Origin of the sequence: Mycobacterium sp. 1245852.3 (assembly GCF_001669335.1) — a bacterium.
In the GTDB taxonomy this organism is placed as follows: domain Bacteria; phylum Actinomycetota; class Actinomycetes; order Mycobacteriales; family Mycobacteriaceae; genus Mycobacterium; species Mycobacterium europaeum_A.
In genome coordinates this window covers 1-13,278 of sequence record NZ_LZLL01000434.1, presented here as the reverse complement: position 1 = coordinate 13,278, position 13,278 = coordinate 1, and the positions used below count along the sequence as shown (strand labels likewise).

The window sequence follows — 13,278 nt, the reverse complement described above, 5'->3', positions numbered from 1 at the left end:
GCCGATCCGTCCGTCAACCAAGCGTTGAAGGGCGGCAGCCACCTGTGCGCGCCGGAGTACTGCCACCGTTACCGTCCGGCGGCCCGGTCACCGCAATCGCAGGACTCCGCGACGACCCACATCGGGTTTCGCTGCGTGGCTGACTCGTCATCGGGTTAGCAAATGGGTGTCGCCAGGCCGGGGGGCCGATTTTCAGCCGGCGATGTAAACGGCGCATGGCCGATGGGTGACGCGGGCCTGATGCGTTACTGGACAGGAGTTTTCGTCGCGCGGGCGGCCGCGTCGGTCCGCTAACATCTGACGGCGTGTCGCCCTCTTCCGACCGGTTCTCGCCGACGGCACCGGCCCGGCGTCAGCAAGCACTTCGGTATTCCCGGCGGGGTGTTGCTCGCGGCGGCCGGCGATGACCACCGAGGCCCCGAAGCAGAAGCGGGAGGCGCCGCGGATCGCGATTGGCGTCGGCATTCTCGCGGGCGTCATCATCGTCTACGTCCTGTCGCTGTTCGGCGTGCACTTTCTACAGCGGTCAGAGGGGCCCCTGCCGCCACTGGACCTGAGCCAGGGCGGCGGCGACGCCACGATCGTGCAGCTGCGCCTCGAAGAGTTGAAGCCGGTGGCCAACCGGCTGTCCGTCGAGGTGCTGGCGTATCCCGGAGTTGCCCAGTACGACAACAGGTTTGACGTGCTGGCCAACGACGTCGCGGTCCGGCTTTATCCCACAAGCGATCTGGGAGATCTGCAATACCCGAAGGGCAAGGCGCCGGCCCAGCTCAGCACCACCATCGAGGCGCACGGCGATCCGGGTAACTGGCCGTTCGACTCCTATCAGACGGAGCCGATCGCGGCCGACGCGTTCGTGGGCACCGGTGAGAACCGCAGGAAGGTGCCCGCCCGCGTCGAGGTGACCGGGGCGCTGGACGGGTGGCAGGTCAGCGTCAACCGGATGCACGACCCGAGCGCGCTGCCCACTTCCCGCGCCACCGACAACGGCAATGTGGTGATCACCCTGAAGCGGGCCAAGGGCCCCCTGATCTTCGACCTGGGCATCTGCCTGGTGTTGGTCAGCCTGCCCACCCTGGCCCTGCTGGTCGCCATTCCGATGGCGCTGGGCCGAAGGAAGTTCCTGCCGCCGTTCGCCACCTGGTACGCCGCGAACCTGTTCGCGATCGTCCCGCTGCGCAACATCCTGCCCGGGGCCCCGCCGCCCGGGTCGTGGATCGACCAGGCGATCGTGCAGTGGGTCCTCATCGCGCTGGTCACGGCGATGACCCTGTACATCGTCGCCTGGATCCGGCAGGGCGACTGACCGCACTTGTCGGTAGCCGGTGGCATGATCGAACTTATGTTCGAGTGGTGGTATGCGTCGCGGGAGACGCCCGAGTCGGGGGCGCTGCTGGATCGGGCGCGTGAGGCGGGGCGTGCGGAGGCGCGGGCGGCCGCCGAGCGGTTGGTGGCGGCCGGTGAGTTGTTGGTGTTGCGGTGTCGGGAGTCGGGGGAGCGGGCGGACTGGTCGGCGGATGCGTGTGGGAGGCGGTGGCCGCGCAGTTGGGTGCGGCGTTGGGGTGCAGTGTGGCGATGGGACATAGCTACTTGCGGTATGCGATGGCTTTGCGCGATCGGTTGCCGCGGGTCGGTGAGGTCTTTCGGGCCGGTTTGATCGATTACCGGGCGTTTCAGACGGTGGTGTTTCGCACTGACTTGATCACCGATGCCGAGGTGTTGGCCCGCGTGGATGAGCAGTTGGCGGTGGTGCTGTCGCGGCGCCCCTCGCTGACCCGCGGTGGGCTGGGTGCTGCGGTGGACCGGGTGGTCGCACTAGCGGATGCCGACGCGGTGCGCCGGGCCAAGGACGCGCTGCGGGATCGCTATGTCGATGTGCTCGACCACGAGTCGGGGATGGCGTATGTGAGCGGCAGTGTGGTGGCCACCGACGGCCAGGCGTTGGATCGGCGCCTCGATGAGCTGGCCGCCACGGTGTGTGCGGCCGATCCGCGCACCGCCGCGCAGCGGCGTGCGGATGCGTTGGGGGTGTTGGCCGCCGGCGGCGCGCGTTTGGTGTGTGGCTGCGGGGGTTCCGACTGCCCGGCGGTCGCGCCGAGGGCGGTCAAGAGCAACGTGGTGATCCACGTGATCGCCGAGCAGGCCAGCCTGCAGGGCACCGCCTCGACCCCGGCGGTCTCGCCCGGGGTGGAAGGTCTCATCCCGGCCGAGGTGCTCGCCGAGCTGGCCGCCTCGGCGCGGCTGGTGCCGCTGATCCCACCCACGGGTGCCGAAACCCGCTACACCCCCTCGGCCGCACTGGCCGACTTCGTGCGCTGCCGCGACCTGACGTGCCGGGCCCCGGGTTGTGACCGCCCGGCCACCGACTGCGACCTCGACCATACGATCCCGTACGCCGACGGCGGCCCCACGCACGCCTCGAACCTCAAGGCGCTATGCCGTGGGCACCATCTGATGAAGACGTTTTGGGGCTGGCGCGACCGCCAGCTGCCCGACGGCACCGTCATCTGGACGCTGCCCGACGGACACACCTACGTCACCACCCCAGGCAGCGCACTGTTATTCCCCAGCCTGTGCGCGCCCACCGGCGCGATACCGGCCACCGAAGCCGACCCGCCCCGCGACTACTGCGCCGAGCGCACGGCGATGATGCCCAAACGCCGCCGCACCCGCGCCCAGGACCGCGCCGCGCGCGTGGCCACCGAACGCCGGCACAACCGCGACGCACGCCTGGCCCGAGCCGCCCCACCGGCGAACCACCCCTGGCCCACCACCAACGGGTTCGACGAGGACCCGCCGCCCTTTTAGGTGCAGAATCGACCCATCTCGATCGCCTTCGCGCAGAATTTGGCTCTGAGCTGGTCGTCCCCTAGACTCTAGGGGTTGCCTTGGGCAGACCTCGGCCGGTGTGAATCGGCCCCGCGTGCCCTTCGGTGACAAAGACCGCGCACGTCAGGTTTTGGTGGGTCATGCCCGCCGAATGCTCACCCAGTGGGTTCTCCTGCCGTGCACACGCAACCCAGGTCAGGAGATCGAGTGATTCAGCAGGAATCGCGACTGAAGGTCGCCGACAACACCGGCGCCAAGGAGATCTTGTGCATCCGTGTGCTCGGCGGCTCGTCGCGACGCTACGCCGGCATCGGTGATGTCATCGTCGCCACCGTCAAGGACGCCATCCCGGGCGGCAACGTCAAGCGTGGGGATGTCGTCAAGGCCGTCGTGGTGCGCACGGTCAAGGAGCGCCGCCGCCCCGACGGCAGCTACATCAAGTTCGACGAGAACGCCGCGGTGATCATCAAGCCCGACAACGACCCGCGCGGGACGCGCATCTTCGGGCCGGTGGGCCGCGAACTGCGCGAGAAGCGGTTCATGAAGATCATCTCGCTGGCCCCGGAGGTTTTGTAAATGAAGATCAAGAAGGACGACACCGTCCTGGTGATCGCCGGTAAGGACAAGGGCGCCAAAGGCAAGGTGCTCAAGGTCTACCCGGACCGCGACCGAGTGCTGGTCGAGGGCGTCAACGCGATCAAGAAGCACACCGCGGTTTCGACCAACCAGCGGGGCGCGCAGTCGGGCGGGATCGTCACCCAGGAAGCGCCGATCCACATCTCCAACGTGATGGTGGTCGACTCGGACGGTAAGCCCGCCCGCGTCGGCTACCGCGTCGACGAGGAGACCGGCAAGCGCGTTCGTATCTCCAAGCGCAATGGCAAGGACATCTAGGATGACCACAGCAGAAAAGGTTCAGCCGCGCCTGAAAGAGCGCTACCGCAGCGAGATTCGCGATTCGTTGCAGCAGCAGTTCGGCTACGGCAACGTCATGCAGATCCCGACGGTGACCAAGGTCGTCGTCAACATGGGTGTCGGCGATGCGGCACGGGACGCGAAGCTGATCAACGGCGCCGTCAGCGACCTGGCGCTGATCACCGGGCAGCGCCCCGAGATTCGTCGCGCGCGCAAGTCCATCGCGCAGTTCAAGCTGCGTGAGGGCATGCCGATCGGCGCGCGGGTCACCCTGCGCGGGGACCGGATGTGGGAGTTCCTGGACCGCCTCACCTCGATCGCGTTGCCCCGTATCCGCGACTTCCGCGGCCTGTCGCCCAAGCAGTTCGACGGTGTCGGCAACTACACCTTCGGGCTCGCCGAGCAGTCGGTGTTCCACGAGATCGACGTGGACAAGATCGACCGGGTCCGCGGCATGGACATCAACGTCGTCACCTCGGCGACGACCGACGACGAAGGACGAGCGCTGTTGCGGGCCCTCGGCTTTCCGTTCAAGGAGAACTGAGTAGATGGCAAAGAAGGCACTGGTCAACAAGGCCGCACGCAAGCCGAAGTTCGCGGTGCGCGGCTACACCCGTTGCAACAAGTGCGGCCGCCCGCGCGCGGTCTTCCGCAAATTCGGCCTGTGCCGGATCTGCCTGCGCGAGATGGCGCACGCGGGCGAACTGCCCGGCGTGCAGAAGAGCAGCTGGTAACAGCCCCAACCCCTAAGACCAACCCAGAACAGGTGCGCGACAGGCCCAACCCGGGAACCACCGCGAGGAAGGTACCAACGCTGTCATGACCGCGATGTCGACGATGCAGAGCGTAGCGATGAAGAGGAGCAGCGCTCGATGACTATGACGGACCCGATCGCAGACTTCTTGACACGTCTGCGCAACGCCAATTCGGCGTATCACGACGAGGTGACGTTGCCGCACTCGAAGCTGAAGGCAAACATCGCCCAGATCCTCAAGAGCGAGGGTTACATCAGCGATTTCCGGACCGAGGATGCCCGGGTCGGCAAGTCGCTGATCGTCCAGCTCAAGTACGGGCCGAGCCGGGAGCGAAGCATCGCCGGCCTGCGCCGCGTGTCCAAGCCCGGTTTGCGGGTGTATGCGAAATCCACCAATCTGCCGCGCGTGCTCGGTGGCCTGGGGGTGGCGATCATCTCCACCTCCTCGGGCCTGCTGACCGACCGCCAGGCAGCCCGACAGGGCGTGGGCGGCGAAGTCCTCGCGTACGTCTGGTAAGGGCGGGGAGGAAACGAAAGACTATGTCTCGCATTGGTAAGCAGCCGGTTCCGGTCCCGTCCGGAGTCGACGTGACGATCGATGGCCAGAAGGTGTCGGTGAAGGGACCCAAGGGCGCCCTGGACCTGACGGTGGCCGAGCCGATCACCGTGTCGCGCAACGACGACGGCGCGATCGTGGTCACCCGCCCCAACGACGAGCGGCGCAACCGCTCGCTGCACGGGCTGTCGCGGACCCTGGTGTCCAACCTGGTCACCGGCGTCACGCAGGGATACACCACCAAGATGGAGATCTTCGGCGTCGGTTACCGGGTGCAGCTCAAGGGTTCCAACCTCGAGTTCGCGCTGGGTTACAGCCACCCCGTGGTGATCGAGGCTCCGGACGGCATCACGTTCGCCGTCCAGTCGCCGACGAAATTCACCATCACCGGGATCGACAAGCAGAAGGTCGGCCAGATCTCGGCGAACATCCGCCGTCTGCGCCGCCCCGACCCGTACAAGGGCAAGGGTGTGCGCTACGAGGGTGAGCAGATCCGCCGCAAGGTCGGAAAGACAGGTAAGTAATCATGGCGCAAACACAAGCTGGCACCGCCGCGCGAAAGCCGGTGGGGCAGAGCGTATCCGCGACTCGGCGGGTTTCCCGGCTGCGCAGGCACGCACGCCTGCGCAAGAAGATCGCCGGCACCGGCCAGCGTCCGCGGCTGGTGATCAACCGGTCCGCGCGGCACATCCACGTGCAACTGGTCAACGACGAGAACGGGACCACGGTGGCCGCCGCGTCGTCCATCGAGGACGACGTGCGCAGCCTGCAGGGGGACAAGAAAGCCCGCAGCGTGCGGGTGGGCCAGCTGATCGCCGAGCGCGCCAAGGCCGCCGGCATCGACAGCGTGGTCTTCGACCGAGGCGGATACACCTACGGCGGACGGATCGCGGCGCTGGCCGATGCCGCACGCGAGAACGGATTGCAATTCTGATGACGAAGAGCTTGAACACGACTGGAAGGACCGCATAATGGCGGAGCAGCCGGCCGGCGGACAAGGCGCCGGCGACAGCCGTGACTCGCGCGGGGACCGCGACAGCCGCGGCCGGCGCGGCGACGGCGGTCGTGGTGGCCGCGACCGCGACGGCGACAAGAGCAACTACCTGGAGCGGGTTGTCGCGATCAACCGCGTTTCCAAGGTGGTCAAGGGTGGACGGCGATTCAGCTTCACCGCGCTGGTGATCGTCGGCGACGGCAACGGCATGGTCGGTGTCGGCTACGGCAAGGCCAAGGAGGTTCCCGCGGCCATCGCCAAGGGCGTCGAGGAGGCCCGCAAGGGCTTCTTCCGGGTGCCGCTGATCCGCGGGACCATCACCCACCCGGTTCAGGGTGAGGCGGCCGCCGGCGTGGTGCTGCTGCGCCCGGCCAGCCCCGGAACCGGCGTGATCGCCGGTGGCGCCGCCCGTGCGGTGCTGGAATGCGCCGGCGTGCACGACATCCTGGCCAAGTCACTGGGCAGCGACAACGCGATCAACGTGGTCCACGCGACGGTCACCGCGCTCAAGCTGCTGCAGCGCCCCGAGGAGGTGGCCGCTCGCCGCGGCCTGCCCATCGAGGACGTTGCGCCGGCCGGAATGCTCAAGGCTCGCCGGGAAGGTGACGCGATCGCCAGCGCGGCGGCACGCGAGGCGCAGACGTCGGGGGCACAACCATGAGCAGTCAACTGAAGATCACCCAGGTGCGCAGCACCATCGGGGCCCGCTGGAAGCAGCGTGAGTCCCTGCGCACCCTGGGCCTGCGCAAGATTCGCCAGTCGGTGGTTCGCGAGGACAACCCACAGACCCGCGGGTTGATCGCGGTGGTCAGCCACCTCGTCGAGGTGGAGCCGGCCGAGGCGTCGACCGCGGGTACCGGAGGTAGCAAGAAATGACGATCAAGCTGCACGATCTCAAGCCGGCGCGGGGGTCGAAGACCGCGCGCACCCGGGTCGGTCGCGGTGAGGGCTCCAAGGGCAAGACCGCCGGTCGCGGTACCAAGGGCACCAAGGCACGCAAGAACGTGCCGGCCACCTTCGAGGGTGGCCAGATGCCGATCCACATGCGGCTGCCCAAGCTCAAGGGGTTCCGCAACCGGTTCCGCACCGAGTACGAGATCGTCAACGTCGGCGACCTCAATCGGCTTTTCCCGCAGGGTGGTTCGATCGGCGTGGACGAGCTGGTGGCCAAGGGCGCGGTTCGCCGCAACTCGCTGGTCAAGGTCCTCGGCGACGGCAAGCTGACGGTCAAGGTCGAGGTGTCCGCACACAAGTTCAGCGGCAGCGCACGCGAGAAGATCACCGCCGCGGGCGGTTCGGCCACCGAGCTGTCCTAGCTAGCTCAGCTGCGGAATCACTTCTGCGGCAAGGCGTTCCATCTGTTCGTGGTTCTGCGCGGCGTCGATGCCGACGGGATTCAACAGCACCATCTGGGCCCCGGCGTCGATGACCTCGCGCAGCCCGCGCACCACGTCGTCGGGTGTGCCGGAGACCGGCACGTCCTGCACGCCGGGCATCCGGCCATAGATGCGGTCCAGGCCGTCCAGCACGCGTTCGCGGGCTTTGGCGGCGTCGTCGTCGACCATCAAATAGACCCGCTTGCCGATGGTGAAGGTCGCGGGATCCTTGTTCTGCTCCTCGAGTTCGCGGCGCACCACGGTTACGGCGCCGGCGAACGCTTCGGTGGTCGACGAACCGGCGCCCAAAAATGAGTCGCCGTGTCGCACCGCCCGGGCCAGGGCCTTGGGCGCCAGGCCCCCGAACCAGATCGGCGGGTGCGGGCGCTGCACCGGCTTGGGCGATATCGGCAGGTCGTCGACGTCGCGGAACCGGCCGTGAAACGTCACCCTTGGCTCGTCGGACCAGGCCGCCTTCATCAGTTCCAGGCCCTCGGTGAAATACGAGATGAACGTGTCCTTGTCCACGCCGAAGGCGGCGAATTGCCGCCGACCACCCCCGGGCGCGACACCAATGTCCAAGCGGCCGTGGCTGAGTCGGTCGACCGCGGTGGCGGCCGAGGCCAACTGCAGCGGATCGTGCAGCGACGTCACCAGGACGGCGACGCCCAGGCGCAGGCGCTCGGTGCAGGCCGCGCAATACGCCAGCAGCTCCAGCGGAGCCAGCAGCGGTGCGGGGCCGATGATCTGTTCGAGCAGCCAGCCGCCCTCGAACTCGAGCTCCTCGGCGCGCGCGAGGAAAGCGCGCAGCCCCGTTGCGTCGAAGCCGTCGTAGTCGAATTGCGGGATCGCGATGGAAAACCTCACCCGACCACCGTACGGCCGTGCATCGGTAGTCTGCAGACATGTTCGCTTTCCTGCCTTCGATCCCCGGAGCCGACGACGTTCGGGCGCTGGCCGGCCGGGTCGATACCGCCCGTCATCACGGCGTGCCCAACGGCTGTGTGCTCGAGTTGGACCTGCGCACGATTCCGCCGGAGACCTCGGGCTTCGACCCCCTGGCCCTCGTCAGCGGGGGCAGCCGGCAGCTCGCGCTGCGCGACGTGGTGGCCGCCATCTACCGGGCGGCCGAGGATCCGCGGGTCGCCGGGCTGATCGCCCGTGTGCAACTGACGGCGTCGCCGGCGGCGGCGGTGCAGGAACTGCGCGAGGCCATCGTCGCTTTCACCGCCGCCAAGCCGTCGCTGGCCTGGGCCGAGACCTACCCGGGCACGCTGTCGTACTACCTGGCTTCGGCGTTCGGTGAGGTCTGGATGCAGCCCGCCGGCAGCGTCGGGCTGATCGGTTTCGCCAGCAATGCCACCTTCCTGCGCGACGCGTTGGACAAGGCCGGCATCGAGGCCCAATTCGTCGCCCGCGGCGAATACAAGTCGGCGGCAAACCGTTTCACCGAGCACGGCTTCACCGAGGCCCACCGCGAGGCCGTCACCCGGATGCTGGAAAGCCTGCAGGAGCAGGTGTGGGAGGCGGTCGGGAAATCACGCAAGCTGGATGCCGGCGCCCTGGACGCGCTGGCCGACCGCGCCCCGCTGTTGCGCGACGAGGCCGTGTCCTCTGGCCTGGTCGACCGGATCGGATTCCGGGACGAAGCCTATGACCGCATCGCGGAACTGGTTGGCGTAAAAGATGTTTCGGAGGAGAACACGCCACCGCGGCTGTATGTGTCGCGCTATGCCGGCGCGGCCCGGTCGCGGCTGGCCCCGCCGGTGCCCCCGGTTCCCGGACGGCGCGCCAAACCGGCGGTGGCCGTGATCAACGTCGACGGCACGATCGTCGACGGACGTGGGGGACCGCAGTTCCTGCCGTTCGGCGCGTCCACCGTGGGCAGCGACACCATCGCCCCGGCACTGCGGCAAGCCGCCGCCGACGATTCGGTGGCCGCGATCGTGCTGCGGGTCAACAGCCCCGGCGGCTCGGTCACCGCATCGGAAACGCTGTGGCGAGAAGTGAAAAGGGCGCGCAAGCGCGGCAAGCCGGTGGTGGCGTCGATGGGTGCGGTCGCCGCGTCCGGCGGCTATTACATCGCCGCGGCCGCCGACGCGATCGTCGCGAGCCCCGCGACCGTCACCGGTTCCATCGGCGTGATCACCGGCAAGCTGGTGATTCGCGATCTGCTGCAGCGCCTCGGCGTCGGGCTGGATACCGTGCGTACCAACGCCAATGCCGATGCCTGGTCGATCGAGACGCCGTTCACCCCCGAGCAGCGCGCCCACCGGGAGGCCGAGGCCGACCTGGTGTACGCCGACTTCCTGGAGCGGGTCGCCGACGGCCGCAATCTGACCACCGAGGCCGTCGATCGCGTGGCCCGGGGCCGGGTGTGGACCGGTGCCGACGCCCGCGAGCGGGGGCTGGTCGACGAACTGGGTGGCTTCCGTACCGCGCTGCGCCGGGCGAAAATCCTTGCCGGACTGGACGAAGACGCCGACGTGCGCCTGGTCACCCTCCCGGGCGGCTCGCTGCTGGACATGCTGCGGCCGCGGGCCTCCTCGCAGCCGGCGGCCGCGTCGCTGCCTGACGCGCTGGCCGCGCTGTTGGGCCGCACCGTCGGCGCCGTCCTGGACAACGTCGAACGGTCCTACAACGGCGCCAGCGCGCTGTGGCTGGGGCCCTGGCGGCTCTAGGGACCCAGCCGTTCTAGCCGGCCAGCTCGGCGCTGATGAAGATGATCTCGCCGAGCGGGTCGTCGTTCTCCGGCGCGGGCGCCTCGATGCCGTTGCGCGCGAAGAGTTCCGTGCGGGTGACGCCCTCGGCCTTCCAGCCGATGCTGGACAGATAGTCGATGACATGGTTGCGTTCACCGGCGTACACCAGCGACGCCATGTCGATGTCGACGCCGTGCTCCCGGAACGAACCGGACATCTCCCGAACCCGTTCGGCATCGAAATCCACTATGCCGGGCACGAATTCGGTGGCAATGGTGCTTCCCCGTGCGCTGAGCGCGGTGACGTGGTCGAACAGCCGGTCCTGGGCGTCGGGCGGCAGATAGATCAGCAGGCCCTCGGCCAGCCAGGCCGTCGGCACCGTGGTGTCGAATCCCGCCGCCTTGAGGGCGGCGGGCCAGTCCGCGCGCAGATCGATGGGAACGGTGCGCCGCGGCGCGGTCGGCTCCGCGCCGACGTCGGCCAGGGTGCGGCTCTTGAATTCGATCACCCGCGGCTGGTCGATCTCGTAGACCACCGTGCCCGCCGGCCAGGGCAACCGGTAGGCGCGCGAGTCCAGCCCGGAGGCCAGGATCACCACCTGCCGCACCCCGCCGCCGGTGGCGTCGACGAAGTAGTCGTCAAAGTACTTGGTACGCACCGCCATTCCGTCGACCATCGACTGAATGCGCACCGGCGTGGCGTTCTCGATCGCATCCAGCTCGAGGTCGCCGTCCATCATCTTGGTGAAGAAATCCACCCCGACCGCGCGTACCAGCGGCTCGGCGAACGGATCGTTGATCAGACCGCGGGGATCCTTGGACGCCATGGCGCGCCCGGCCGCGACCATGGTCGCGGTCGCGCCGACGCTGGAGGCAAGATCCCACTCATCGTCGTGACTGCGTGACATGGAAGCAGCCTACTTGAGGGTGGCGGCGACATAGCTCAGGTCACCGAAGGCCACCACCACTTCTTCGGGAAATTCGAAGCCGTTGTGCGCGTACAGTTCCCTGACTGCGTGGGCCGTCACATCCCAGCCGTGCTCGCTCAGGTAGTCGACGACGACGCTGCGTTCACCCCGGTAGAACAGCTCACCTGCGTCAAGGTCGAACCCGGCACTGCGCCACCGCTCGGTGATGCGCTGCAGGCGTTCGTCGGTGAAGGCGTTGGGGTCCGGCACGTGTTCGGTGGCCAGCCGGCTGCCCGGCGCGCTGAGCGAGGTGATGTTGTCGAACAGCTGGTCCTGCGCCTCGGGTGGCAGGTAGGGCAGCAGCCCTTCGGCGCTCCACGCGGTCGGCTGCGAGACGTCAAACCCGTTCTCGCACAAGGCCGCAGCCCAGTCCTCGCGCAGGTCGATGGCCACTGTCCGCCGCTCGGCGGTGGGGGCCGCGCCGAGGCCTGCCAGCGTGTTGGTCTTGAACGCGATGACCTGTGGCTGGTCGATCTCGTAGACCGCGGTGCCCGCGGGCCACGGCAAGCGGTAGGCCCTGGTGTCCAGGCCGGAAGCCAGAATCACCGCTTGGCGCACACCGTCTTCGGTGGCATTGATGAAGAAATCGTCGAAAAACCGTGTCCGCACGGTCATCTGCTCGGCCCTGGCTTTGCGGTTCATCAGCGGATCGTCGGCGAAGTCAACGTCACCATCGATGATGCGGATGAAGGGGTCCAATCCGACGGCGCGGACCAGCGGATCGGCGAATTTATCGTCGAGCAGTGGGTTGGGCCCCTGCGAAGCGACGGCGCGGGATGCGGCGACCATCGTTGCCGTCGCTCCCACGCTGGAAGCCAGGTCCCAGCTGTCGCCGTCGGTTCTTGCCGCGTCGGTGGTCATCGGGCTGCCTCCTCCTTCTCGCCGAGCGTGCCGCTGGTGTACAGCATCTCGCCCATCCGCGTGTCGTCGTCGGTGAGCGGGTCAAGTCCGTTGGCGGCGAACAGTTCCGTGATGCTGGCGCTGTTCAGCCGCCAGCCGCGGTCGGCCAGGTATGCGGCAGCCTCGTTGCGGTCGCCGAAGTAGACCAGTCCCGCCATGTCCAGCTCGAAACCGTGCGCACGCCAGCGCTCGGAGATCGTCTGCATGCGCTCCTTCATCTTCTCCTCGTGGCCGGGCTCGGGGTTGGGCGCGCTCTCGGTGGCCAACCGGCTACCCGGCGCGCTGAGCTCGGTGATGGTGTCCAGCAGGCGGTCCTGCGCCTCGGGCGGCAGGTAGCCGAGCAGGCCCTCGGCGCTCCACGCGGTCGGCTGGGCCGGGTCGAATCCGGCGTTGCGCAGCGCGGTGGGCCAGTCGTCGCGCAGGTCGACGGCCACCACCCGCCGCTCGGCGGTCGGCTCGGCGCCCAGCTCGGCCAGCGAGCGGGTTTTGAATTCGATCACCTGCGGCTGGTCCACCTCGTAGACCACCGTCCCGGCCGGCCACGCCAACCGGTACGGGCGGGCGTCCAGCCCGGAGGCCAGGATCACCGCCTGCTTGATGCCGGCGTTCGTCGCATCCAGGAAGAACTCGTCGAAGAACTTGGTGCGCACGGCCATGTTGTCGGCCATCCGCGACATCGCGCCGGCGGATCCCGCGGCGCCGTCGTGCACGTCGTTCAGCTCGGCGGGGTCCAGCTCGCCGCTGGCCAGCCGGGACAGCAGGTCCACGCCGACCAGCTTCACCAGCGGCTCGGCGAAGGGGTCGTTGATCAGCGGGTTGTCGGCCCGGGTGGCCATGGCGCGGGCCGCCGCGACCATGGTCGCGGTCACGCCGACGCTGGACGCCAGGTCCCAGGTGTCGCCTTCGTACCTGGTGGAAGTCATACGGTGTGCTCCTATCGGAGGTAGTCAATCTAATACTTAGCCGATATAACAAGCTTCTCCCACTGTACGCTTCCCGGATTTCGCGGCAACCTTTACTGATGGCGGACGCGACGCCCTCCGCGGTGGCGGATAAGCGGGTGCTCATCACGGGTTCGACCAGCGTTAGCCCAACGCGCCGCGGGAACCGATGAGCGGCAGATCGATTGGCGTGATGACCCCCGGTGGCGCCTGGCACAGGAACGGGATGGCGTTGACGGCCGCGACGGCGGTGCTGTCCATCAGCACGGTCATCACGTCCTGCCCGGGCTCGCCGAACCTGATCGTCGCGTCGACGCGCGGTTCGCCGTCGATCACCACGCGGA

General features: G+C 68.2%; 17 protein-coding genes and 2 pseudogenes. 14 read left to right on the top strand and 5 right to left on the bottom strand.

The window, feature by feature from the left end; all coding sequences use genetic code 11:
* The 13 genes and pseudogenes from A9W96_RS30630 to rplO form a co-directional block, all read left to right on the top strand.
* On the top strand, positions 1–159 hold a 159-nt coding region (locus tag A9W96_RS30630; RefSeq protein ID WP_156765322.1), incomplete at its 5' end, for an SUMF1/EgtB/PvdO family nonheme iron enzyme.
* 244 nt (positions 160–403) lie between these two features.
* Positions 404–1,306, top strand: coding sequence for a DUF4436 domain-containing protein (locus A9W96_RS19315; RefSeq protein WP_066869388.1), 903 nt, complete (start codon positions 404–406; stop codon positions 1,304–1,306).
* 36 nt (positions 1,307–1,342) lie between these two features.
* Positions 1,343–2,808 (top strand): annotated as a pseudogene (locus tag A9W96_RS19310) (HNH endonuclease signature motif containing protein).
* Between the two features lie 228 nt (positions 2,809–3,036).
* Positions 3,037–3,405, top strand: a complete 369-nt coding sequence (rplN, locus tag A9W96_RS19305) for a 50S ribosomal protein L14 (protein ID WP_003403649.1) — start codon at positions 3,037–3,039, stop codon at positions 3,403–3,405.
* Entirely contained in the window at positions 3,406–3,723 is a 318-nt protein-coding gene (gene rplX, locus A9W96_RS19300; protein ID WP_067142152.1) for a 50S ribosomal protein L24, read from the top strand.
* 1 nt (position 3,724) lies between these two features.
* Complete coding sequence (gene rplE, locus A9W96_RS19295) at positions 3,725–4,288, top strand: 50S ribosomal protein L5 (protein ID WP_066869394.1); 564 nt, start codon at positions 3,725–3,727, stop codon at positions 4,286–4,288.
* A gap of 4 nt (positions 4,289–4,292) precedes the next feature.
* Positions 4,293–4,478 (top strand): type Z 30S ribosomal protein S14, encoded by a 186-nt coding sequence (locus tag A9W96_RS19290; protein WP_003873499.1) that lies wholly within the window; start codon positions 4,293–4,295, stop codon positions 4,476–4,478.
* Positions 4,479–4,616: 138 nt separating this feature from the next.
* Positions 4,617–5,015 (top strand): 30S ribosomal protein S8, encoded by a 399-nt coding sequence (gene rpsH / locus A9W96_RS19285; protein WP_066869401.1) that lies wholly within the window; start codon positions 4,617–4,619, stop codon positions 5,013–5,015.
* A gap of 23 nt (positions 5,016–5,038) precedes the next feature.
* Positions 5,039–5,578, top strand: a complete 540-nt coding sequence (gene rplF, locus A9W96_RS19280) for a 50S ribosomal protein L6 (RefSeq protein WP_066869404.1) — start codon at positions 5,039–5,041, stop codon at positions 5,576–5,578.
* A gap of 41 nt (positions 5,579–5,619) precedes the next feature.
* On the top strand, positions 5,620–5,988 hold the full coding sequence (rplR, locus tag A9W96_RS19275; RefSeq protein ID WP_082972484.1) for a 50S ribosomal protein L18: 369 nt from the start codon (positions 5,620–5,622) through the stop codon (positions 5,986–5,988).
* Between the two features lie 37 nt (positions 5,989–6,025).
* On the top strand, positions 6,026–6,709 hold the full coding sequence (gene rpsE, locus A9W96_RS19270) for a 30S ribosomal protein S5 (RefSeq protein ID WP_066869410.1): 684 nt from the start codon (positions 6,026–6,028) through the stop codon (positions 6,707–6,709).
* On the top strand, positions 6,706–6,924 hold the full coding sequence (gene rpmD / locus A9W96_RS19265; RefSeq protein ID WP_066881399.1) for a 50S ribosomal protein L30: 219 nt from the start codon (positions 6,706–6,708) through the stop codon (positions 6,922–6,924). The genes rpsE and rpmD overlap by 4 nt, the downstream gene beginning before the upstream one ends.
* Positions 6,921–7,364 carry a 50S ribosomal protein L15 gene (gene rplO, locus A9W96_RS19260; RefSeq protein WP_066869416.1) on the top strand — a complete coding sequence of 148 codons (444 nt, stop codon included), beginning with the start codon at positions 6,921–6,923 and terminating at the stop codon, positions 7,362–7,364. The genes rpmD and rplO overlap by 4 nt, the downstream gene beginning before the upstream one ends.
* Here the strand turns inward: rplO and A9W96_RS19255 are convergent, their stop codons facing one another.
* Positions 7,365–8,291 carry an LLM class flavin-dependent oxidoreductase gene (locus A9W96_RS19255; RefSeq protein ID WP_067142149.1) on the bottom strand — a complete coding sequence of 309 codons (927 nt, stop codon included), beginning with the start codon at positions 8,289–8,291 and terminating at the stop codon, positions 7,365–7,367.
* A gap of 38 nt (positions 8,292–8,329) precedes the next feature.
* Here A9W96_RS19255 and sppA point away from each other — a divergent pair, with 38 nt between their 5' ends.
* A complete protein-coding gene (gene sppA / locus A9W96_RS19250) occupies positions 8,330–10,105 on the top strand; it encodes a signal peptide peptidase SppA (protein WP_067142147.1) in 1,776 nt (591 codons plus the stop codon).
* Positions 10,106–10,118: 13 nt separating this feature from the next.
* On the opposite strand, the gene A9W96_RS19245 is transcribed toward sppA, so the two are convergent.
* From A9W96_RS19245 to A9W96_RS32280, 4 genes and pseudogenes are all read right to left on the bottom strand, one after another.
* Positions 10,119–11,033, bottom strand: a complete 915-nt coding sequence (locus A9W96_RS19245) for a class I SAM-dependent methyltransferase (RefSeq protein WP_067142144.1) — start codon at positions 11,031–11,033, stop codon at positions 10,119–10,121.
* Between the two features lie 9 nt (positions 11,034–11,042).
* Positions 11,043–11,954: a class I SAM-dependent methyltransferase gene (locus A9W96_RS19240; RefSeq protein ID WP_066881405.1), complete on the bottom strand. Its 912-nt coding sequence runs from the start codon at positions 11,952–11,954 to the stop codon at positions 11,043–11,045.
* Positions 11,951–12,916, bottom strand: coding sequence for a class I SAM-dependent methyltransferase (locus A9W96_RS19235; protein WP_066869432.1), 966 nt, complete (start codon positions 12,914–12,916; stop codon positions 11,951–11,953). Before A9W96_RS19235 ends, A9W96_RS19240 begins: the two co-directional genes overlap by 4 nt.
* Before the next feature lie 162 nt (positions 12,917–13,078).
* Positions 13,079–13,278: pseudogene (locus tag A9W96_RS32280) on the bottom strand (dihydrodipicolinate reductase); the annotation flags it as partial.